Origin of the sequence: Mesorhizobium sp. LNJC405B00 (assembly GCF_000502615.1) — a bacterium.
Classification (GTDB): Bacteria; Pseudomonadota; Alphaproteobacteria; order Rhizobiales; family Rhizobiaceae; genus Mesorhizobium.
In genome coordinates, this window is record NZ_AYWC01000023.1 from 18,223 (window position 1) to 39,514 (window position 21,292).

A 21,292-nucleotide genomic window follows, 5' to 3' on the forward strand; every position below is an offset into this window, starting at 1 on the left:
GTACGTCTAGGACCGGCGGCCTGGAACGCCATCCTTGGACCACAGGTGTCGCTCCCGCGAATTGAGGGCGACAGCACCGCCGATTTCGTCATCATCGGCGGTGGTTTCGCCGGCCTGTCAGCGGCAAGGCGGCTGACAGAGTTGCAGCCGGGAGCGCGTATCACGGTTCTCGACGCCGGGCGACTGGCCGAGGGGGGCACCGGGCGTAATTCAGGATTCATGATCGACCTGCCGCACGAAGTGCAGTCTGACAATTATTCCGGCGACGGCGACGACCGCGCAATGATCGGGCTCAATCGCCACGCCATCGCCTATGCACGCGATGCCGTCGATGAATACGGTATAGACCGGAACTTCTTTGACCCAGCAGGCAAGATCAACGGTGCAGCGAGCGCCGCCGCCGATGAACACAACAGGAGCTACGCCAGCCACCTGACAAAGCTCGGCGAGCCGAGCGAACTGCTCGGCGAACGGGCCATGCGTGAGGTCACCGGCTCGTCGCATTACGTTTCCGGGCTTTACACGCCCGGTACGGTGATGCTGCAGCCGGCCGGATACGTCCGGGGTCTCGGTGCTGGTCTCGTGAGCAAAGGCGTCACCATCTTCGAGAACAGCCCGGTCACTGGCTTCGTGCGCGAAAGCGGATGCTGGCGCGTGATTGCGCCAACCGGCTCGGTGAGCACCCCGCGCGTGATCCTGACCGTCAACGGCCATCTTGAAAGCTTCGGTTTCGAGCAAGACCGGCTGATGCAGATATTTCTGTTCGCCGTGATGACACCCGAACTTGATGCTGAAGCGCTCAAAAGCCTCGGCGGCCAGCCACGCTGGGGGGTTACACCTTCCGATCCCATGGGCACCACCGTGCGTCGCATCGACCTCGGCCAGGGCGGAAACCGAGTCGTGACACGCACCTGCGCAGTACTGAGGCCGAACTGCGAGGCGACGCAAGCCGACCTCCAGCGCGCCGCCAGAGTCATGCAGCGCAAATTTGATCAGCGCTTCCCGAGCCTCGCGGGCATGACCATGGAGTATGCGTGGTCCGGACACCTATGCTTGACGCTCAACGGCGTTGCCGTGATGCGCCAGGTCGACGACGGCGTCTATTCCGGCTGCGTCCAGAACGGTCTTGGAACGACGCGCGGAACCTTGACCGGCATTGGCGCAGCCGAACTGGCCTGCGGACAGACCAGCATTGTCACGGACTATTTTACGGCCCAAGCGCGCCCCAAGAAACTGCCCCCGCAACCGTTTCGCCAGATTGGCGCTAACTTCTTGCTGCGTTGGAAGGAATGGAAAGCGCGCGATGAATAAAGCCAATCCGATGCAGAGAACAGGCACGATCATCGTCACCGGCGCGACCCAGGGTATCGGCAAGGCGATCGCTTTGGCAGCCTTGCGTGAGGGCAAAAGAGTGATCGCGGTAGGACGGTCTCAAGAGAAACTTGAGGCGCTCGCCGAGGGTGTGGGCGACGCCGCCTACGGGTTGGTTGCCGAAGCTCTTGATCTTCGCGACGCGCGAGCCTTTGGTGCTCGACTGGCGACCTGGATCGATACCGATCCCAATATCATCGGGCTGGTGAATGCCGCCGGTGTGCTGGAGACAGGCAGTCTGCTGCATTGCGACCCTGAAAGCCTGCGTCGGGTTATCGATCTCAACCTGATCTCCACACTGGAAGTTACGCTACCGGTCGCGCGGCATATGGCATCGCGACAAGCGGGCAGCATCGTAACATTGGGGTCGAATTCAGGCACAGCGGCGCGCATGGGGCTCGGCTCTTACCCGGCTTCCAAGGCCGGCATCATTCATGCGATGAAGTGTCTTGGATTGGAGCTTGCCGAGTACGACGTTCGCTGCAACATCGTATCGCCGGGCTCAACGAACACCGAAATGCAGCAACATTTTCAGACGACAACAGGCAGTCGAGAAGGCGTTTTGAAGGGTGACCCGAAACGCTACCGCCTTGGCATCCCGCTCGGCCGCATGGCCGAGGTGGAGGACGTCTGTGATCTCGTCCTGTTCCTGCTGTCGGGCCGTAGCCGCCACATAACCATGGAAAACATCGTCATCGACGGCGGCGCAACGCTCGGCGCCCGCTAATCACTGTGGCAGACTGAGCTTCGCCATCCGGCCGCCGTCCACGGTCCAGACTTGTCCAGTGACAAAAGCCGCCTCTTCGGATGCCAGCCAGGCAACCAAGGCTGCAACCTCTTCCGGCTTGCCGGTGCGACCGACGGGATGAATTCGGGCGATGTCGCGGCGAAAGGCGACCGGGTCGGGCATGCTGTTGATGAAATCAACGTTGAGGTCGGTGTCTATCCAGCCCGGCGCCACTGCATTGCAACGAATGCCTTCCCCGCCGTGATCGACCGCCACGGCACGGGTCAGCCCATGCAGACCAGCCTTCGACGCGCAGTAGGCGGCGTGCTTCGGGTTGGAGCCGAGACCTTCGATCGAGCCAACGTTGACGATGCTACCCTTCACTGCGCGCAGGTGCGGCAGGGCTGCCTTGATCAGGAGAAACGGCGCGGTCAGATTGATGCGCAAGGTCCGCTCCCAGTCGGCGAGCGACACGTCTTCGACGCGGGCTTCCTGCATCATGCCGGCATTGTTGACCAGCACGTCGAGGCGCCCGGCGAGCCCGACGACGTCGTCGATAATGGCCTCGGGGGCTCCGCCGTCGGCGAAGTCGGCGGTCATCGCTTCGAACTCGGCATGATCGCCTCGCTGTGCGGTGAACACGCGCGCGCCGTCCTCTCGCAGGCGAAGCGCAATGGCGTGACCGATGCCGCTGCGCCCGCCGGTGACGAGCGCCACCTTTCCGGTGAAGCGGCCCATACTCAGAACTTCGCTCCGTTCACTTCAACAAGCGCGCCGCAGACGTAGCGCGCCTCGTTGGATGCGAGGAAAACCACCACATCGGCAATGTCTTCCGGTTCGGCGATGCGGCCAATCGGTACGGTCTTGTTTAGCTCCCCAACTGCTGTATCCGGGTCAAGCCCGCGTATCGAGAAGCCGGTGCGCAACATCGGCGTGTTCACTTCATTGGGGCAAACGGCGTTGATCCGGATGCCCTGCGGCGCGTGATCGATTGCCATGCATTGCGTCAGCGATGCGATGGCCGCCTTCGTCATGCAATAGACCGCATGGTTCGGGCCGGGTCGTACGCCCCAGCAGGAAGAGATGTTGACGATCGCGCCTCCGCCGGCTTTGGCCATGAGCGGAATCGCGGCGCGGCTGATGCGGAACGGCGCCTCGACATTGACACCTAGGGACAGCGACCAGTCTGCGTCAGTCGTTTCAGTGACTTTGCCGCGCGTGATGACACCTGCATTGTTGACGACGATATCAAGGCCGCCGAGGGCTTTGGCGACCGCTTCTGGAAGTGCGCCCGAATAGGCAGCGTCGCGGAGGTCGCCCGGAAAATGGGCGTCGGCTTCGACCGCCGAGACGTCTCGATCGGCGACCGCGACTTTCACACCCCGCGCACGAAGGGCTCGCACAACTGCCGACCCTATACCGCCCGCCGCGCCGGTCACCAACGCTACTTTACCCCTCATCACAGCCTTCCTTTTCTTCACGAGCAACAGATCAGCCGCCCTTGCATTGTCGTTTCAACGCAGACACTCGCCAGCCATCAGAAAACTAGTAGCTTTGATTGAGTTCATCGGCTGCCGGGATTTCCTGCTCACGACGAGCGATGTAGTCCCTCAGCGCCTCGTCCTTGGCCTCGTCGAGCTTGGGTTCTTGGTACTCCGACAGCAGCCGGCGAGCGTGGTTCAGGGCGCGTTTCGTGGTGTCGAGGGCGCCTTCCGCCTGCCATTGCTCGACCGAGTTGTTGTCAAAGAGTTCGGGCATGAAGTACGCTTTTTGAAAATTCTCCAATGTGTGAGGATGGCCCAGATAGTGCCCGCCCGGTCCGACATCGGGAATCGCGGTTAGGGCCTGATCGAAATCGTCCCATTTAGGTCCCTCGGCCATTCGATAGGCCATGGCGCATTGCTCCGCGTCTACGACGAATTTTGCGACCGAGCAGTGCATCCCGGCCTCATTCCAACCCGCAGAATGCCAGATGTAGTTCGCGCCCGAATGCAGGACCGCCGACATCGTCGTTGCGCTTTCATAGCCGGCTTGCGCATCGAAGGTCTTGGCCCCACCGAGATGGCTCGATGTGCGCCATGGCAGGTTATAATGGCGCGCCATTTGCCCTATCATGAAGTTCATTAGGGAGATCTCGGGCGTGCCTGCCATCGGGGCGCCGGATTTCATGCTGACGGTCGACAGGTAGTGGCCATAGATCGCCGGCGTCCCCTTGCGGATGACTTGGGTGTACGCCAGCGCCGAGAGTGCCTCGGCGTTAAGCTGTGCGACGGTCGCAGGCACGGAGGCTGGCGTGTTGGCGCCGCCGAGCACGAACGGAGAGCACAGCACCGGCTGATTGCGCCGACAGAACGCCCGCATTGCACCCAGCATGACCTCATCCCAGACCAGCGGAGAATTTCCGTTGCAGTTGCCGGTAGTGACGGGATGCGTTTCCATGAAATCTTCGCCGAAGAGGATCGCACACATATCCATCACATCTTCGGCGTTCTTGGCGCTCGTCGTCATTCCCATGAACATCTTGTCGGAATGCTTCATCGAGGAATAGGTAATGCGAAGATGCCGCTGGCTGATCGGATGATCATAAGGTTCCACGATGTGATGGGCCGATGAATGCAGTGCGGGCATCATGTGGCTCAGCTTGTGGAACATCGCCAGGTCTTCGAGCATGGGATTGCGCCTAACGTCATCCAGGTCGCGCAGATAGGGGGCGCCCGTCATCGGGACAAAGACCGAATGCCGTCCGCCGAGACGGACATTGTTGGCGGGATTTCTCGCGTGGTAGGTGAAATCCGATGGGATGGTGGAAATGAGTTCACGCACCAATCCACGGTCGAGGTAGACCATCTCTCCCTCGACCTTGGCGCCGGCGCGTTTCCAATCGTCCAGCGCGATCGGATCGCGAAAAAGCACGCCGATGTTTTCGAGGATGTGCATGGACGCATTGTCGATCTTCTCGACTTGGGATCCATCCATAACCTCACAGACGGGGATGCCACGGGTCAAACCGGGCAGCATTTGAAAGTCGGGGGTTGTACGCAGGATTTGTCGCGCTGCACGACCTCCTGATCTTATTCTGCCTGACGTCGCGGTGTTGCTCATGTCAAATCTCCGAATGGCTGGACACTGACACTCGTTGGCCACCGAGCCTTACACAAAACGGAACTGAACATGCCGAATGCGACATGCAAGTCAGCCACACAGACGTTTAACTCAACTAGCGCGAGCCCGACCCTTTGTGGGCTCGGCAGCCATCGGGAGCATTATCACTCAACGCAAGTGCGAGCGGATGGCACCACGTAGCGCTAGCCTGTCTCGGTCCCGGGCAGAAACATTTTTGGCAAACACTATGTGCTCTTTACGAGCCAGTCCGCGAAAAGCCGGGCTTTCGGGCCTGCCCTGGGATGGATTTTCAGATAGAATGCCCTGGGCGATGGAATATTGTCGGGCACAAGTGCGACCAGCCGTCCCTGATCCATCAGACTTTTGACCAATCCATCCCAACCCAACACCGCCCCGATATCATCCTGAGCGGCCTGGAGGGCAATCATGTAGTTGTTGACTGAAAACCTTCGGCCCTTTGGGATGGTGTGTCCAAGCGCTTGAAACCAGTCCGACCAGTTCTCCCAGTCGGTTTCCTCGTTACTCGTATGAATCAACGGTGCCTTGAGCAGATCCTCCACTCGCCCAATGCCATGCTCAGCGGCGAATTTTGGAGTTCCCAGCGCGACGATGCGATCGTGAAAGAGTTTGTGGCACTCTTCGAGATTCTCCTGCGCATCCCCGTATTGAACACTTAGATCGCAACGGATGGCTGCTCCAGGCACATCGCTGACGATCTGTGAGACCGTGATGGTGGGATGGCTTTTCCAGAAGGTAGAAATCTTCGGCGTAAGCCAAAGCGAACTGACGGCCGTCGTTATCCGGATGGTCACGTCTGCGGCTTCCGGCCGATCACGCATGTGACTAACGGCGTCGGAAATCGTCTCAAGGCCGCGCTGCACCGCAACGAACAAGAACGCCCCCTTTTCGGTCAACTGGACACCGCGGCTCCTGCGCAGGAACAGGCTGCATCCCAAGTCACCCTCAAGCGCCTTGATTTGGTGGCTGATGGCCGCGGGTGTCACGTTCAATTCGCGAGCGGCATTCTTGAAACTTGCATTTCGGGCAGCCGCCTCGAAGCAGATGAGAGCGGTCACCGAGGAGAGATCGTATGGTCTTGGCATCACAGCCCTTCGGAGCCGCTTGTTGGCCCATGGGAGCTCGCGGCGTGCAAGACATTAGCTGAACTAACTCGTGCTGAAAATTACTGCTGTTGCGCAAAAGGCGTTCAGGTCAGAAAATTTCATTGCAAATAAGCCTGCTATCTATGGAATTTCCGCATGAACGCCGCCTCGCCGTCCATCCAAGAGCTGCTAGCGCGCCGCGTCTCGGGCTATGCCCTTGAGCAGCCGTTCTACACATCGCCGACAATTTACCAGCTCGACCTCGAGCACATCTTCTACCAGGAATGGCTCTACGCGACCCCGGCGTGCCAGCTTGCCAAAACTGGTAGCTATGTGACGATGCGCGTTGGTGCCTACGAGGTGATCGTCGTTCGAGGCCGCGATGGCGAAATCCGCGCCTTTTACAATTCCTGCCGGCATCGCGGGTCACTGATCTGCAAGGCGCGCGAAGGCCACGTGGCCAAGCTCGTTTGTCCCTATCACCAGTGGACCTATGAGCTCGATGGCAAGCTGATCTGGGCGAATGACATGGGTCCGGATTTCAATGCCTCAAAACATGGTTTGAAACCCGTCAATCTTCGCAATTTCGACGGCCTGATCTACATTTGCCTGTCCGATACGCCGCCTGATTTCGATGCGTTCGCCCGGTTGGCCCGACCTTACCTCGAAATCCATGACCTTAAAGATTCCAAGGTCGCTTTTACGTCCACTATCATCGAAAAGGCCAATTGGAAGCTGGTGTGGGAGAACAACCGCGAATGTTATCATTGCAGCAGTAATCATCCGGCGCTGTGCCGCTCCTTCCCGCTCGATCCCGAAGTCGCTGGCGTTCAGGCTGATGGGAGGGTATCGGCGAAGCTCCAGGCGCATTTCGACCGTTGCTCGGCCGCCGGTGCGCCGGCGCAGTTCCAGCTCGCTGACGACGGGCAATACCGCGTGGCGCGGATGCCGCTTCAGGAAAAGGCTGTCAGCTATACGATGGACGGCAAGGCGGCCGTCGCCAAGAACCTTGGCCGGGTTGCGCCGCCCGACGCCGGCTCGCTCCTCATGTTCCATTATCCCTCGACATGGAACCACTTCCTGCCGGACCACTCTCTCACCTTCCGGGTGTTGCCGATCAGCGCCACGGAAACTGAAGTTACCACCACGTGGCTTGTGCACAAGGAGGCGGTCGAAGGTGTCGACTACGACCTCAAGCGCCTGACCGAGGTCTGGATCGCTACCAATGACGAAGACCGCGAGATTGTCGAAAACAACCAGCTCGGAATCTTATCGCCGGCTTACATCCCTGGCCCCTATTCGCCTGGGCAGGAAAGTGGCGTGACACAATTTGTCGATTGGTATGCAGCCTGGCTTGAGCGCGCGCTTGCGCCGCTTCAAGTTGCAGCGGAATGACCCGATGAGCGCATTCAAAAAGCTCTCGTTCTGGACCGACGCAGAAGAGTTGGAATGCGTCACCCGTACTCCGGAAGCGCCGAATGTCGTGACCTTCAGCTTTCAGAGTCCGTCAGGCGCGCTGTTCAATCATGAACCGGGACAGTTCGTCACCCTTGAACTACCTGTTCCTGAGGGGCCGGTCTATCGCACATATACGATCTCGTCTTCGCCCTCGCGTCCGACTGCCCTGACCGTCACTGTCAAGGCGCAGGAAGGGTCCATCGGCACCAGATGGATGCTCGACAATTTGCGCAAAGGCGCGCGCATCAAGGCTATAGGGCCGACTGGGAAATTCTCGATTGTCCACCATCCGGTCGAGAAGTACCTTTTCATCTCGGCCGGTTCCGGCATCACACCGATGGTGGCGATGACCACTTGGCTTTACGATTCCGGGCGCGAGCCGAACATCGTTTTCATCAACTGCGCCCGCCGCCCGTCCGACATCATTCTGCGCGACAGGATGGAACTCATGGCATCGCGCATCGTCGGCATTGATCTCAAGTGGGTCGTCGAAGAGGCAGATCCCTTCCGGTCCTGGACCGGCTACCGCGGGATGTTCAACCAGATCATGCTGGGCCTGATGGCGCAGGACTATCTGGAGCGCGAGGTGTTCTGCTGCGGACCTGAGCCTTTCATGCGGGCAGTGCGTGAGGCGCTTGCCGGTCTCGGCTACGACATGAGTCGCTACCATCAGGAAAGCTTCGCGGTAGAGCCGGAGCAGGCCGAGGACGTACCTGACGACGTGATGCCAAACGAAGAGAATCAGGCTGAGATCATCTTCGCCTCGTCTGGCGTCACAGCGAAATGCGCCGAGACTGATACCCTTCTTGCAGCAGCACGCTCTGCGGGCCTGGTGATCCCTTCAGGATGCTCGATGGGAATCTGCGGGACCTGCAAGGTCCTCAAGACCGAAGGGCAGGTGCACATGGTGCACAATGGCGGCATCACGGACGAGGACATCGCCGATGGCTATATCCTTGCCTGCTGCTCTCGCCCGATCGGTCGTGTGAGCGTCGCCGCATAGAAAACATTCGATCGATCCTCGATCCGGTCCGTCTTCGATGCGCGGCGCTCCGCGCTCAATCGAAGATGGATGGCGCTAAGGCATCGACGAACAGTTCTATGGAGCTGCTGGAAAAGTCGTTCAATGATGGGTCTGTTCTACCAGCAGCGCCCAGAAAGCGAAAAGCGGTGACTCCAGCGATCTCATCGCGTGCTTGATGCCTGGCGGATTGTAGAATGATCCACCGATGCCCGGCGAAAACCACTCCTTGTCAGCCTGCCTGAACTCGGAATCCGAAAGCACGAGGTAGGTTTCTTCCGGCGGATGATTGTGGTCGGGATACCGGACGTGAGGAGCCATCAAAGTGACGCCGAGCCACAGATCGTTTCTGTCCTCGATGCCGCCCGGACCAAGGATCATCGCGTTGGCGTGACCGTCAGCGAAATTGCTGCTGGCAGACGGGGCGGGATTTGATTTCGGCCGCCATTCGAGCAGCGGCTCGATCGCCTTGAAGCGTTCGATCAAGTTGCGGAGCGTGGACGGGATCGCTTCTTCCGCCAACGCCGAGCCAAGATAAGAGCAGACCGGCAAACGGCTCCCGGCCTTGGTCCTTTCCGGCCCAGGAACCTCCGATTGGGCGAAGAGTTGGATGATCGATCTGCGCGATCGCAGGTCGTGTGCGAACTGGTCGAAGGCCACGAACGCGGTGTCGACAAAATATTGCAGGGCATCACTTCTGTTCATCTTGCAGCCCTTGGTGTGAGCGGGTGGTATCGTCCGTGGCCGGACGTCAGATATCTTTCGCCAGTCGAAGTGCGTCGTAGATCGCAGCGTGGGTGTTGCGCGCTGAAACGGCGTCGCCGATACGAAACAACTGGAATTGGCCTTGCGGATTCCGCACCACCGACTGCGGTTGTCCGGCGATCAGCTCATCGTGTGAAATCTCGCCGTGATTGGTCGATTTCGGTTTCAGCTCGAAATAGATGTCATCGAGTGGAATGGTGCCGTGGTTGACGACGACCTGGTCCACGATGCGTTGCCTGGATATGCCGCCGTAGTCGCTGCCGACATTTGCAATGAGCTGGTTGCCATTCTTTTCAACAGACTCGAGCCGATAGGTGACCGTGAAGGTCACATCGAGCTTTTGCAGGGACCGCATGTAAGGCACTAGGTTCATAGCCATCACCTCGGGGGAGAAGGACCGATCCGGCGTCATGATCTCAACCTTCGCTCCCCCACCCGCGATGAATTCCGCGGCCTGGAGTGCGGCATGGTCGCCGGCGTCGTCGAAGATCAGGACATTGCTACCCGGCTTTACGTCTCCGGAGATGATGTCCCATGAAGACACCACCAACTCATTGCCCTTGGAAAGGACGTCGGTGTGCGCCACCCCGCCCGTCGCAACGATGACGACATCCGGATTTTCCGCCTCGATGGTTTCGGCTTCCGCCCAGGCGTTGAACTTGATGGTCACTCCGTATTTTTCGCACTGGGCAATGCGCCAGTCGATGATGCTCATCATCTCCTTGCGGCGCGGGCTCAGCGCTGTCAGGCGGATCTGTCCGCCAGGGTTGCTGGCAGCCTCGAAGACCACGACCTCGTGTCCTCGCTCGCCCGCCACGCGGGCGGCCTCGAGGCCGGCCGGACCTGCGCCGACGATGACAATTTTCTTGCGGGTTTCTGCCTTGGGGATGATGTGAGGCATGGTCAGTTCGCGGCCGGTTGCGGCATTGTGAATGCAGTATGCCGCCCCGCCCTGGTAGATGCGGTCAAGGCAATAGTTGGCGCCCACGCAGGGCCTGATTTGGTCTTCGCGCTTTTCGATGATCTTGCGCACGAGGTGTGGGTCGGTCATGTGGGCGCGCGTCATGCCGATCATGTCGACCTTGCCCGATGCAATCGCGTGGCGCGCCGTCGCCACGTCCGGTATTTTCGCTGCATGGAAGGTTGGGAAGTTGGTCGCGGCACGAATCTCGCCGGCAAAATCAAGATGCGGTGCATTCGCCATCCCCTGAATTGGAATGACGTCCGTCAGGCCCGCATCGGTGTCGATGTGGCCGCGGATCACGTTGAGGTAATCGATAAGTCCGCTTTCCTTGAGGCGCTTGGAGATTTCAATGCCCTCCGACCTGCCGGTGCCGCCGGGGAGACATTCATCCGCAGTGTAACGCACGCCCAGGATGAAGTCGTCGCCGACCCGCGACCGGATGGCCTTCAAGACGTCCATGCAGAAGCGCATGCGATTATCAAGGGAACCACCATAGGGACCGTCAAGGTCATTCGTAAGAGGCGATGTGAACTGTTCGAGCAGGTGGCCGTAAGCCTCGAGCTCGACGCCATCCATCCCGCCTGCCTTCATCCGCTCCGCGGCGTCCGCGAAGTCCTTGATGATGCGCTCGATATCCCAGTCTTCAATTTTCTTGGGAAATGCGCGGTGTGAGGCTTCACGATGATGGGACGGCGCCACGACGGGGAGCCAGTCGCCTTTGTCCCAGCGTGTACGCCGTCCAAGGTGGGTTAGCTGGATCATGATGGCGGCGCCCTCTTCGTGCACCGCATCGGTCATTTGCCGGATCCACGGCACGATCTCGTCCTTGTAGGCGAGCAGGTTGTTGAAAACCGGGGGACTGTCCTTCGAGACGGCTGCGGACCCGGCTGTCATCGTCATCGCTACACCGCCCCGCGCCCGCTCTAGCGTGTAAGCGAGATAGCGCTCCTTCGGCATCCCGTCCTCCGGATAAGCCGGCTCGTGAGAGGTCACGATGATGCGATTGCGCAGCGTCAAATGCTTGAGTTTGTAAGGTTGCAGAAGAGGATCGCTCGACATCTGACCGGCTCCGGGCTGGTAGGACAAGCGCGAACGCTAACCGGAAATGTACACATATGTCAAGTTTAGCTTCGGTAGGGTCGACAGAGTCGACACAGGTGTACATTTTGCTGGTTTTCAGTTTGACCTTTTGTTAGGCTGGTCGCCCATGGAGCAGATTTCGAACGATAGCGGATGGCGCGGATCGCCGGAGGGATGGCTTGAGGCCGCCTACGACCTGCTTCTCGAATCCGGCGTCGACACGGTGAGAATCTCGCCATTGGCCAAGAAGCTGGGCCTGTCGCGCACCAGCTTCTATTGGTTCTTTAGGGATAGAGAGGAACTGTTGGCTGGCCTCGTCACGCGTTGGCGGGACAAAAACACTGGCAACCTCGTCAAGCAGGCCGAGGCCTATGCCGAGACGGTGGCCGAAGCGATGCTGAACGTTTTCGACTGCTGGCTCGACAAATCCATGTTCGATGCCCAGTTCGAGTTCGCAGTCAGAAGCTGGGCGATTCAATCCCCTGACATCCTGGCGGAGGTCCAGAAAGCCGACCAAACGCGTCTCTATGCAATGAGCCAAATGTTCGTCCGCTTCGGCTACAAGGAAAGCTTGGCCGATGTTCGAGCGCGCACCGTCTACCTCGTGCAAATCGGCTACATCTCAATGCAGACCAGGGAAGATCTCACGGCCCGCATGAAGCGCATTCCGGGGTACGTGGAGATTTTTATAGGTGAGGCCCCGCAGCAGCGCGAGTTGGATCGGTTCTTCGCCAGACATGACTATTTGGCGGACTGAGGAAGAGTTACGACAATGAACGAACCCATGAGCATCGGGATAATTGGTGGAGGGGGCTGGCTTGGACGCGCCTTCGCCGAGGCCATTGTCGATGCACAAATAGTTGCCGCAGAGCACCTCACGCTCTCTTACAGAAGCGGGCAACCCGGCTTTCTGCCAGACGCTATTTGGACCAGGGACAATCAGGAACTGGTGGATCGATCTGATGTCATCATCGTCTCGGTCCGACCCCAGGATTGGCCGGCCATCGAGATTTCAGCGCCCGGCAAGCTCGTGATGTCGGTCATGGCCGGGATCCCTCTCTATCAATTGGCCAAACGTCTCAAGACCGACCGCGTCGTCCGTACGCTTCCGAACGCGGCGGCAGAGGTGCGCAACTCCTACACGCCCTGGATCGGTTCTCGGAGCGTCACGGCGGATGATCGCAACGTCGTTCGCCGGATTCTGGAAGCCTGTGGCGCTTCCGATGAAGTCAAAACCGAAGCAGACATCGACTACATGACCGGCCTCACCGGCTCCGGCCCGGCGTTTCCGGCGCTTTTGGCGGCGGCGATGATCGACGATGCGGTCAGCCGAGGAATGAACCCAGATATTGCCCGGCGGGGCGTCAGCGCGGTGCTTGTTGGAACCGGAAAACTCCTCGAGGCTCGCGCAGACAATCCCAAAGATATCGTCCAGACCTTCCTCGACTACCGCGGCACCACTGCGGCAGCAATCGAAGCCATGCGTGCAGCCGGGTTTGAATCTGCCGTGGCGGACGGCCTTGCCGCAGCGCTTCAGAAATCCGTGACGATGGGACAAGCCAACTGACTGCCGCATAAGCCGCGCCTCCCTCCGACCGCTGGTGAGATAAATGTCAAAACTCTTTCCGCATCTGTTCTCACCGGTAAAGCTGGGCAGCCGCACGCTGCGAAACCGGATCGTGTTCGGGGCTCACACCGCGAACATGGCGGAGAACGGCGTGCCGACCGAACGACACGTCGCCTACTATGCCGAGAGAGCCATCGGCGGGGCCGGCATGATTGTTGTCGAACCCATGCCCGTTCATCAGGCCGCGGTTCTGACACGCGGCAATTTTCGACCTGGCGACGATAGCGTCGTTCCGCACTTCCAGCCGGTTGCGCGCGCGATCAAGGACCACGGGGCGATCGCCATCCAGCAGCTCTATCACGTCGGTGCGCATGGGGATTCAGACAACTCGTTTCATGCACATTGGTCGCCCTCGGGCCTGCCAAGCTACCATGACAGCGACGGTTCCCACGCCATGTCCGAGGATGAGATCTGGGAGACCATCGACGGCTTTGTCCAGGCCGCGCGCCGCTGCCAGGAAGCTGGTTTCGATGGTGTCGAAGTCTGGGCCGCCTATCTCGGACTGGTCGATCAGTTCTGGACACCCTGGACAAACCAACGTGAAGACCAGTGGGGAGGCTCGCTCGAAAACCGCACGCGGATCTCCCGCGAAATCCTGACCCGCATCCGCGAAACATGCGGCCGCGATTTTATCGTTGGACTGTCGGTCAGCGATGAGCCCGACTACACAGTCGCGCTCGGTCGCCAGGAACTGGCGGAGATCGTTCGGCTGCATGATGAGCAGGGGCTGATCGATTACGTGACCTGCGGCACAGGCAGCTACCTCGATTTCTACAAGATAATGCCGACCTTTCTCTATCCGGAGAAGCTTGGCACCGATCTCGCGACGGTCCTTAAGGGTGTGGTCAAGACGGCGCTCGTGATCGCCGAAAGCCACATCAGGACGCCTGAAAACGCCGAAACGGTGCTTGGCGAGAAAGCTGCAGACCTGGTCTCGATCGTGCGGGGCCAGATCGCCGACCCGCACCTGGCACGCAAGGCCGCGGCCGACCGGCCGGAGGATGTGCGCGGATGCATATCCTGCAACCAGATGTGCTGGGGCCGCCGTTCGCGCGACTACTGGATCAGCTGCCTTATCAATCCCTCGGCAGGGCGCGAGTTTGAGTGGGGCGGTGACCGGTTCACGTCAGCCGCCATCAAAAAACGGGTGCTTGTCATCGGTGGTGGTCCCGCCGGCCTCGAGGCGGCTCGCGTTGCCGCCGAGCGGGGCCACGACGTGGTGCTGGCCGAAGCCTCCAGCAGATTGGGCGGGAACTTTCTGCTCGCCGGACTGCAGCCACGCCGCGGGCAAATCCTCCACCTTCTTGGGTGGTATGAGCGCCAGCTCGGCAAACTGAACGTCGACGTACGACTGAACACCTATGTCGAAGCTTCGGAAATCGCCTCATTCGAAGCTGATACCGTCATCCTTGCTACGGGGTCCGTGTCTCCTGAAACCGGGTTTCAGAAGGCTCTGCCGGCAATGCCGAGCCTGCCAGGCATCGAAAAAGGCAATGTCTTCTCGATCGAATCCGTTATGGCCCGCGTCTCGCGGCCGGGTAAGCGCGTGCTCTTGCTCGATGAGGGCGGCGGTTGGCGAGGCGGTGGCACAGCCTGGAAACTTGCCGAGGAAGGTCACCAAGTCACCATTCTGACGCCCGATCCGCTGGTCGGCAAGGAACTGCAGCGGACGGCTGCCGATTTCCCGCTGCGGCGGACATTGCGTCAGCTTGGCGTCACATGGCTGGTGGATGTCAGCGTGCTGGAATGGCACGGCGATGGCGCGACCATCGTCGACCACAACACCGGTGAAGAAAGCTTCGTGCCGGGCGATTGCCTGGTTCTGGCAACCACCAATGTGGCAGCGAATTGGCTGGCGAAAGAGTTGGAAAATACATCCCAGCCTTTCATGGAGATCGGCGACGGCGTCGCGCCGCGCCAGGCGCCCTATGCCTTCCACGAAGGGCGGAAGATTGCCTTGGGGCTATGACGCGCGGACGTTGTGCTTGCGCTTCATGTAGTCCTTGGCGGTTTCGACCGCCACGGCCGCATCGCGGCAATAGGCATCGGCGCCGACGGCCTTGCCGAATTCCTCGTTGAGCGGCGCGCCGCCAACCAGCACGACATAGTCGTCGCGAATGCCCTTTTCCTTCATCGTGTCGANATTCCTCGTTGAGCGGCGCGCCGCCAACCAGCACGACATAGTCGTCGCGAATGCCCTTTTCCTTCATCGTGTCGACGACGACCTTCATGTAGGGCATGGTCGTGGTCAAAAGCGCCGACATGCCGATGATGCCAGGCTGGTGCTCTTCAATCGCTGCCAGATATTTCACGACCGCATTGTTGATGCCGAGGTCGATGACGTCGAAGCCGGCGCCTTCCATCATGACCGTTGGAGCGGCCCGCCAGCCTATCCTCGCACCTGGTCAAAATGACGATCAAAGCAGTGACGAGCCACGCAATGAGCGGGGCAGGCCGAAGCCTTCCGACCTGCCTCCGCGGGGCTTTGCCTCACCTGTTGGACTGGCCACATTCGACTCCATCAGCGGCTCGAGATCGGCCGAATGGCAAGCGGCTTCGAGTGTTTTGAGCCTTCAGCCGAAGTCGAAACCCGCCTAATTGCACGTCGTAGCCGCCGTTTACCGCACGCATCTCTGGAAGGTCTTTTGAAGCCAGGAATGTTGAGCTACGTGTGACGGGTGCAATCAACGAGACGGAGAAGCCTGGCGAACAAGCCCAAAATCAGAAGCCAAAGGTTTCCGAAAGGGCTCAATGCAAACTCAAGGAATTAGGCGTAAGCTACTGATTTGTAACAAGTTGGTGGGCCCGGAGGGTCACCGTTTTCTACGGGAAATCAATACGTTAGCGGATGGTTCGCCAACCCATTTTCCTTCGTATTCTATAGTATGGCATGGCGAACCTAAGGACCAGGAGGAGGACTAGTATTCCATGCACGCGGTGTCTCCTTCATCCCACAATGAACCAGTCTTGACCATTGGGTGCGAGCGCGGCTGGTGATGTCCAGTCGTGCTTGCAAAAGGGAGGCTTCAGGATTGCATGACGCCTCGCCGCTGCTTCGGTGTTGTCGCGGACTTCTTCACACTCGGAACCATGAGTCAGAAACGGGTATTTGGCAAGCGGCCGAAAGCCCTCAAATGCCAGTCTCGAAATGGCTGCGAACCATGTCGCCGATAACCCGCCGCCCCTTTTCATCAAACGCCGCGGCAATCGTCGGGAGAAGCCGGCTGTTACCCGCCTTCTTCAGCACTGCCGCAATAAGCGCTACAATCCCTTCCAGCTCATCCTGACTTCGGGGACCGGATAGCATCTTCACCGCCCTTTCCACTTCCGCGTTATCCTCGTGACTCGGCGGTGCAATCGCGGTGTATTTCATGCGGGAAATGTCCTTCTGTCGACGCAGCGACATCTCGGATTTCGTTTCCCGCACCTGAGGCGGGGTCAACCGTATCTGGAGAGCGTGCTTTCCCTTGGTCACATCAGAAGTGTACCGGAGGTCGAGGCCGGCGCCATGCTTGGCGGCCGTTTCAACCATCCGCGTTGCTGATTTTGCTACGCTAGCACTCTGGTCGACGGTGAGCGGCGCAACCTCTTTCGGCTTGAGCTGACCTCGCAGGTATTCAACGTAGGTTTTCATATGGCCAGCGGCAGCCGCTATGGAAGAGAAGGAGCCCGCAACGCCACCCGCCGCGGCTATCGCGTCCTGCACAATAATCCATGCAGAGCCATTTTCATATCCGGCCAAGACCAACCGACCACGCGTTGCGCGCCTATAATCGGCAGCCATGTCGACGATAAGCTTCCCGACATCCGCCGCATCGACAGGATCTTCCGAAAGAATACCAACCGCCAACGTGTTCGGCCGCTCAAAGCTGCCCGGTACATTATCTGCCATGTTATCTCCTACCCAAGCGCTCTGAACAGCACTGCCCTTGCTACCACAAAGAATACGAATGTCTGGGGTAGCATTTCAGAATTCCCGTGGCAGGGAACATCACAGGAAATAGCACCGCGATGGACGCGCCGATACGTCAGAACGCTGTGATCCCTAGAATGGTGGCGAGAAGAGGATCGTTTGGACTCACAGTCTTTTTAAAGCAGTCGACAGAAAGACTTCGCGAAAACGGGAGAAACCGTCGTCAACCGGACTGCGGTTGATTCAAGTTCGCCGACTCGCGGCCTGCGGAGAGACCGTCGCAACCGGCTACCAAGCTTGCCGCAGGACACGATGCAGCTTGAAATCCAACCTGCAAAGGAAAAAACCTCCGGTCGGGTTCCCACCTCAAGACCGATAGGCAAGCATCCCATTCTGCAAGTAGAAGCAGCGCTGGTCGGACGGCCGCTCAAGGTCAGATTTCGGTTCGCTCGGCCAACAGCAGCGCATCCTCCACGGCAACGCCGGGATATCGGACAGTATTCTCGATCTTGGAGTGACCGAGCAGGATAGGATGGCGCGCAGATTGCCCGTCGCCTTATAGATCATTGATGCCTTCGTGCGCCGAACAGAATGAGTGCCATACTCTTCTCGTCGCAGTCCGATCGCGGTCACCCACTCGTCAACCAGGCGAGCGTACTGCCTCGTGCTCATGTGGTGCACGTGATCTGATCCGGCTCGGGAAGGCATAGTCCTCAACCGTGCCTCAACGCCGCTCGAGCCAAGCCAGAAGACTGGCTCTGACGTCGCTTGTGATTTCGAACTGAACTGGACGACCTGTCTTCCGCTGCACGACGATCGCGCGGGTCCGGATTTCCGGTCCGGCAACCAGATCACGAATCCTGATCTTGACCAGGTCGCAGCCGCGAAGCTTGCCGTCGATTGCCAGATCGAACAGGGCACGGTCTCGAACGCGTCTCTCGCGATCGAGAAAGAAGCGAACGGCCCAGATCTGCTTCTGCGTGAGCAGTCGCTTCGTCCCTACCTTCTTGCCAACTTTCCAAGCTGCGCGCTCACGGCTAGCATCATCGAAATGAGAATGACCCATGTGAGTTCTCCTCGGCCTTGATTGGCCAAAAGAGAAACTGGATCGCCAGAATTGCAGCTTATGGGGCCGGTAGCTGACCGGCAGCTTCGGTCTGCGAATCTTCAAGGCCGGACATTCGGGGTTGGCGTGGGCGCGTCGTGACTTGACCTGAAGGGGAAGCTTAGCGCACCCGACGAAGGGTTCCAGCTTTCAAGTGGTCGGCCTAGTCAGGATCCGATCATCGCCAGAATGGCTTTGCAAGTTCAGACTCCACTTCGTCCTTCGTCAATCCAATGTCGTCGATCATGTGCGGCGCTACCCCCGATAGTCGCGCTAGGTCACGGCGGTAGAAATGCCGTTGCCGCCATCTTGAGACATAGCCAGCTATTCTGATTGCTCGAACCTGCTGGAACAAGTCCTGAAACGTCGATGCAAGAAGATTGTTGCTCACCGTCAGGCCTCCGTGCCAACCTCGCGCTTGCAGATGACAGCGTAGGCAGACAGCGTACCGGCTACAAACCAGTCTTTCTCTGGGGTAGGCTCAGAATTCCTGAGGTAGTGACAGTCGATGCGTCTCCCTTCACTCAATGCGCTTCGGGCTTTTGAAGCAGCCGCGCGCCACGAAAGCTTTGCGCGCGCGGCTGAGGAGCTATGCGTGACCGAAGGAGCGATCAGCAGGCACGTCAAGCTGTTGGAAACAGCATTGCAAGTGGAATTGTTTCGACGATTGCCGCGCCGGTTGGTTTTGACCGATGCCGGGCGCAATTTTCAACCCATCCTAGCGGCCGCGTTCGAAAGCATTGCCGCGGGAGCTCAAGACCTGCAACGCCAGCCTCGGCATCTGAAGGTTATCTGCCCGCCCACCTTCTCCATTCGGTGGCTGCTCCCGCGGCTTGACCGTTTCAAGCAGCAATGGCCTGCAATCGGTATTCGGGTAACGACCGCTCCTTTTGACTGGGAAATTTTCTTCGGAGGTGAGTTCGATCTCGCCTTTGACTGCGGTTATCCAAATCGGCCGAAAGATATCGAGGCGGTGTTGGTGTTGCAATCGTTCGGCACCCCAGTTTGCTCTCCAAAGCTACTGGAGAGGGGCGTGCCAATAACGTTTCCTGCCGACCTGGTTCACCATAACCTGCTGCACGAGACGCCTGATCGGCACGATTGGAAAGTTTGGGCTGGGCAATTTGCGCCGAACCTTCTTGACGTGAACTCGGGTGAGGTTTTTCCCAGTGCCGATATGGCCTATCGTGCCGCGGCCATGGGCCAGGGCGTCGCGATCGGAGACCTCTCTGTGCTTCACGACGAGATTGCCAAGGGAGAACTGGTGCTGCCGTTCAAAGATATGCAGATCTCTGACGACACGGAGGCCTATCATTTGTGTTGCAGGAAAGATTGCTGGACCGACCCTCGTATCGCCGCGTTCCATAAGTGGGTTTCGGACGAGGCCACGTGGTCCTGAAGCCCGGGACGGTCAGGCCGCTGCCCGCCTCGTTGCGGTCGTTAGCCCTTCCCTCCGGCAAGGAAAGCTCCGGTCCCAAAGCTACCGCTCGAAACAATCAAGGCCGCATCGGGGCCTCCGATCCTGACTACATTCAGGATGGCCAAAGCGGCTTCACCCGCTCAATCCGATACCTCTTCTCGAACTCACGGAGCACCATTTCGAGCGTTGCCTCAAAAGCACTCTGATCGAACATCATCGATTTCTTTGCCTCGTGAAGATAGCGCCAGTCGGTGAAGGCATCTTGGTGTTGATACAGAATGTGACGAATGCTGTACTCGATGTAGAAACCATTGGGATGATACGGGACCACTGACCTTTTGAACTCCGCGTCGAGTTTCTCTTGGCTTTCGGGCTTTAGGCGATCAAACAGCCTTATCAGGTTGTGCGATTTGACGACTCTTGGATTTTCGTGGTCGAAGACGAACCACGCTTTGAGTGCCAGCTCCATAGAAAGCGCCAAAAGCATCGGTTCAACACCGACGTGTTCGCGTTCGCTCAGGTCTGCATGCTTTCCGAATTCTCGGCTTGGAAAGCTCTGAGTTTTTCGGAAGATCGCCTTTGCGGCTTCCCCGATCCTAATGGCCGTCGATAAGCGCGCACTCATTAGGGGTCCATTAGATTGATCTAAATTAACGCCGGAGCTGAGCTGAGATATTGCAAGAACGCAATCGCTTAGGCCAGGAGGCACGGAACACAACTTACTGACGACAAGTTAGAGTTGAGTTCACGGCCGGCGACCCGTTTTCGGAAGGTGTTACGATGACCGGTTGAACCCACCGGCGCAAATTGGTCACGGCTCCACTCGTGAAGTGGAGCCGCACCTGATCAAACCTCAGTTGCCTCGGAAAGTTCGAGAGCATCCTCAACATCGACTCCCAGATAGCGGACCGTGTTCTCGATCTTAGTATGACCGAGCAAAATCTGGATGGCTCGCAGATTTCCCGTCGCTTTGTAGATAATCGAGGCCTTGGTGCGACGCAGGGAATGGGTTCCGTATTCCTCTGGTCTAAGCCCGATCGCCTCGACCCATTCGTCGACGAGGCGTGCATACTGCCTTGTACTCATGTGAGCCCTTGGATTGATCCTGCTCGGAAACGCGTAATCATCGACTGTTCCGCCGCGTCGCTCCAGCCATGCGAGAAGGCTGGAGCGTACGTCGCTCATCAACTCGAACTGAACAGGTCGGCCAGTTTTCTGTTGGATGACCATCGCGCGAGTTCGGACTTCCGGTCCTACCACGAGGTTGCCGATTTTGATCTTGACGAGATCGCAGCCGCGCAACTTGCTGTCGATCGCCAAATCGAAGAGCGCTCTGTCTCGCAGACGCAGCTCTCGATCGAGAAAGAAGCGTATCGCCCATATCTGTCGAGGTTTCAGAGGTCGTTTCGTCCCGACCTTCTTCCCGGCATTCCATGCCCGGCGGTCGGAGTCGGTGAGGTCGTAGCACGAGTGTCCCATTTCGCTTCTCCTGCAGCCATGATTGGCCACCAGAGAAACGCCGCTAGACTGTTGCGGGGCCGGAAGCTGTCAATCCGCCATTCGATCGCAATTGCCGTAAGCCGCCGCTGCAGAACAAATCATCTGAATCCTCTGT

General features: G+C 58.9%; 17 protein-coding genes and 3 pseudogenes. 8 read left to right on the plus strand and 12 right to left on the minus strand.

Annotation, left to right across the window (positions count from 1 at the left end):
• The first annotated feature begins 45 nt into the window (after positions 1-45).
• Together X756_RS139110 and X756_RS139105 are read left to right on the plus strand one after the other, a co-directional pair.
• Positions 46-1,311, plus strand: a complete 1,266-nt coding sequence (locus tag X756_RS139110) for an FAD-binding oxidoreductase (RefSeq protein WP_023731471.1) — start codon at positions 46-48, stop codon at positions 1,309-1,311.
• On the plus strand, positions 1,304-2,098 hold the full coding sequence (locus X756_RS139105) for an SDR family NAD(P)-dependent oxidoreductase (protein ID WP_023731472.1): 795 nt from the start codon (positions 1,304-1,306) through the stop codon (positions 2,096-2,098). Before X756_RS139110 ends, X756_RS139105 begins: the two co-directional genes overlap by 8 nt.
• On the opposite strand, the gene X756_RS139100 is transcribed toward X756_RS139105, so the two are convergent.
• The 4 genes from X756_RS139100 to X756_RS139085 all read right to left on the minus strand — a co-directional run bounded on the left by X756_RS139100 (position 2,099) and on the right by X756_RS139085 (position 6,324).
• The gene (locus tag X756_RS139100) at positions 2,099-2,836 is read right to left on the minus strand and encodes an SDR family oxidoreductase (protein ID WP_023731473.1); all 738 of its coding nucleotides are present in this window, start codon (positions 2,834-2,836) and stop codon (positions 2,099-2,101) included.
• Between the two features lie 2 nt (positions 2,837-2,838).
• A complete protein-coding gene (locus X756_RS139095) occupies positions 2,839-3,558 on the minus strand; it encodes an SDR family oxidoreductase (RefSeq protein ID WP_031239501.1) in 720 nt (239 codons plus the stop codon).
• A gap of 85 nt (positions 3,559-3,643) precedes the next feature.
• Positions 3,644-5,200: a trimethylamine methyltransferase family protein gene (locus X756_RS139090; protein WP_031239502.1), complete on the minus strand. Its 1,557-nt coding sequence runs from the start codon at positions 5,198-5,200 to the stop codon at positions 3,644-3,646.
• A gap of 245 nt (positions 5,201-5,445) precedes the next feature.
• Positions 5,446-6,324: a LysR family transcriptional regulator gene (locus X756_RS139085; protein ID WP_023731476.1), complete on the minus strand. Its 879-nt coding sequence runs from the start codon at positions 6,322-6,324 to the stop codon at positions 5,446-5,448.
• A gap of 156 nt (positions 6,325-6,480) precedes the next feature.
• Between X756_RS139085 and X756_RS139080 the strand changes: the two genes are divergently transcribed.
• Together X756_RS139080 and X756_RS139075 are read left to right on the plus strand one after the other, a co-directional pair.
• Entirely contained in the window at positions 6,481-7,719 is a 1,239-nt protein-coding gene (locus X756_RS139080; RefSeq protein WP_023731477.1) for an aromatic ring-hydroxylating dioxygenase subunit alpha, read from the plus strand.
• Positions 7,720-7,723: 4 nt separating this feature from the next.
• A complete protein-coding gene (locus X756_RS139075) occupies positions 7,724-8,785 on the plus strand; it encodes a hybrid-cluster NAD(P)-dependent oxidoreductase (RefSeq protein WP_031239504.1) in 1,062 nt (353 codons plus the stop codon).
• Positions 8,786-8,905: 120 nt separating this feature from the next.
• Here the strand turns inward: X756_RS139075 and X756_RS139070 are convergent, their stop codons facing one another.
• Positions 8,906-9,508 (minus strand): dimethylsulfoniopropionate lyase, encoded by a 603-nt coding sequence (locus X756_RS139070; RefSeq protein ID WP_023731479.1) that lies wholly within the window; start codon positions 9,506-9,508, stop codon positions 8,906-8,908.
• 46 nt (positions 9,509-9,554) lie between these two features.
• On the minus strand, positions 9,555-11,591 hold the full coding sequence (locus X756_RS139065) for an NADH:flavin oxidoreductase (RefSeq protein ID WP_023731480.1): 2,037 nt from the start codon (positions 11,589-11,591) through the stop codon (positions 9,555-9,557).
• Between the two features lie 148 nt (positions 11,592-11,739).
• On the opposite strand from X756_RS139065, the gene X756_RS139060 reads away from it, so the two are divergent.
• Genes X756_RS139060 through X756_RS139050 form a run of 3 tightly spaced genes read left to right on the plus strand, consistent with a single transcriptional unit; the run spans position 11,740 to position 15,208 of the window.
• Positions 11,740-12,369 carry a TetR/AcrR family transcriptional regulator gene (locus tag X756_RS139060; protein WP_031239506.1) on the plus strand — a complete coding sequence of 210 codons (630 nt, stop codon included), beginning with the start codon at positions 11,740-11,742 and terminating at the stop codon, positions 12,367-12,369.
• Between the two features lie 15 nt (positions 12,370-12,384).
• Positions 12,385-13,179 (plus strand): pyrroline-5-carboxylate reductase dimerization domain-containing protein, encoded by a 795-nt coding sequence (locus X756_RS139055; protein WP_023731482.1) that lies wholly within the window; start codon positions 12,385-12,387, stop codon positions 13,177-13,179.
• A 43-nt stretch (positions 13,180-13,222) separates the two neighbouring features.
• Positions 13,223-15,208, plus strand: coding sequence for an FAD-dependent oxidoreductase (locus X756_RS139050; RefSeq protein WP_023731483.1), 1,986 nt, complete (start codon positions 13,223-13,225; stop codon positions 15,206-15,208).
• On the opposite strand, the pseudogene X756_RS1000000169020 reads toward X756_RS139050, so the two are convergent.
• The 4 genes and pseudogenes from X756_RS1000000169020 to X756_RS1000000170125 form a co-directional block, all read right to left on the minus strand.
• A pseudogene (locus X756_RS1000000169020) lies at positions 15,203-15,379 on the minus strand (cobalamin-binding protein); the annotation flags it as partial. The gene X756_RS139050 and the pseudogene X756_RS1000000169020 sit on opposite strands and share 6 nt — an antisense overlap.
• A gap of 4 nt (positions 15,380-15,383) precedes the next feature.
• Positions 15,384-15,608: pseudogene (locus tag X756_RS1000000169025) on the minus strand (cobalamin-dependent protein); the annotation flags it as partial.
• A 761-nt stretch (positions 15,609-16,369) separates the two neighbouring features.
• Positions 16,370-17,131, minus strand: coding sequence for a hypothetical protein (locus X756_RS139045; protein ID WP_023731486.1), 762 nt, complete (start codon positions 17,129-17,131; stop codon positions 16,370-16,372).
• 454 nt (positions 17,132-17,585) lie between these two features.
• Positions 17,586-18,218, minus strand: a pseudogene (locus tag X756_RS1000000170125) (tyrosine-type recombinase/integrase).
• Positions 18,219-18,765: 547 nt separating this feature from the next.
• Here X756_RS1000000170125 and X756_RS139040 point away from each other — a divergent pair.
• A complete protein-coding gene (locus tag X756_RS139040; protein ID WP_023731488.1) occupies positions 18,766-19,656 on the plus strand; it encodes a LysR substrate-binding domain-containing protein in 891 nt (296 codons plus the stop codon).
• Positions 19,657-19,789: 133 nt separating this feature from the next.
• On the opposite strand, the gene X756_RS139035 is transcribed toward X756_RS139040, so the two are convergent.
• Positions 19,790-20,302 (minus strand): hypothetical protein, encoded by a 513-nt coding sequence (locus tag X756_RS139035; protein WP_023731489.1) that lies wholly within the window; start codon positions 20,300-20,302, stop codon positions 19,790-19,792.
• 221 nt (positions 20,303-20,523) lie between these two features.
• Positions 20,524-21,156: a tyrosine-type recombinase/integrase gene (locus tag X756_RS139030; protein ID WP_023697492.1), complete on the minus strand. Its 633-nt coding sequence runs from the start codon at positions 21,154-21,156 to the stop codon at positions 20,524-20,526.
• Between the last annotated feature and the right edge of the window lie 136 nt (positions 21,157-21,292).

What these genes read in the sequence shown, in the direction of transcription:
- X756_RS139030 (WP_023697492.1), bottom strand. Translation starts at nt 21,156, where the DNA reads ATGGGACACTCGTGCTACGACCTCACCGACTCCGACCGCCGGGCATGG.
- X756_RS139045 (WP_023731486.1), bottom strand. Translation starts at nt 17,131, where the DNA reads ATGGCAGATAATGTACCGGGCAGCTTTGAGCGGCCGAACACGTTGGCG.
- X756_RS139065 (WP_023731480.1), bottom strand. Translation starts at nt 11,591, where the DNA reads ATGTCGAGCGATCCTCTTCTGCAACCTTACAAACTCAAGCATTTGACG.
- X756_RS139070 (WP_023731479.1), bottom strand. Translation starts at nt 9,508, where the DNA reads ATGAACAGAAGTGATGCCCTGCAATATTTTGTCGACACCGCGTTCGTG.
- X756_RS139100 (WP_023731473.1), bottom strand. Translation starts at nt 2,836, where the DNA reads ATGGGCCGCTTCACCGGAAAGGTGGCGCTCGTCACCGGCGGGCGCAGC.
- X756_RS139050 (WP_023731483.1), top strand. Translation starts at nt 13,223, where the DNA reads ATGTCAAAACTCTTTCCGCATCTGTTCTCACCGGTAAAGCTGGGCAGC.
- X756_RS139060 (WP_031239506.1), top strand. Translation starts at nt 11,740, where the DNA reads ATGGAGCAGATTTCGAACGATAGCGGATGGCGCGGATCGCCGGAGGGA.
- X756_RS139055 (WP_023731482.1), top strand. Translation starts at nt 12,385, where the DNA reads ATGAACGAACCCATGAGCATCGGGATAATTGGTGGAGGGGGCTGGCTT.
- X756_RS139080 (WP_023731477.1), top strand. Translation starts at nt 6,481, where the DNA reads ATGAACGCCGCCTCGCCGTCCATCCAAGAGCTGCTAGCGCGCCGCGTC.
- X756_RS139035 (WP_023731489.1), bottom strand. Translation starts at nt 20,302, where the DNA reads ATGAGTGCGCGCTTATCGACGGCCATTAGGATCGGGGAAGCCGCAAAG.
- X756_RS139040 (WP_023731488.1), top strand. Translation starts at nt 18,766, where the DNA reads ATGCGTCTCCCTTCACTCAATGCGCTTCGGGCTTTTGAAGCAGCCGCG.
- X756_RS139105 (WP_023731472.1), top strand. Translation starts at nt 1,304, where the DNA reads ATGAATAAAGCCAATCCGATGCAGAGAACAGGCACGATCATCGTCACC.
- X756_RS139095 (WP_031239501.1), bottom strand. Translation starts at nt 3,558, where the DNA reads ATGAGGGGTAAAGTAGCGTTGGTGACCGGCGCGGCGGGCGGTATAGGG.
- X756_RS139075 (WP_031239504.1), top strand. Translation starts at nt 7,724, where the DNA reads ATGAGCGCATTCAAAAAGCTCTCGTTCTGGACCGACGCAGAAGAGTTG.
- X756_RS139090 (WP_031239502.1), bottom strand. Translation starts at nt 5,200, where the DNA reads ATGAGCAACACCGCGACGTCAGGCAGAATAAGATCAGGAGGTCGTGCA.
- X756_RS139085 (WP_023731476.1), bottom strand. Translation starts at nt 6,324, where the DNA reads ATGCCAAGACCATACGATCTCTCCTCGGTGACCGCTCTCATCTGCTTC.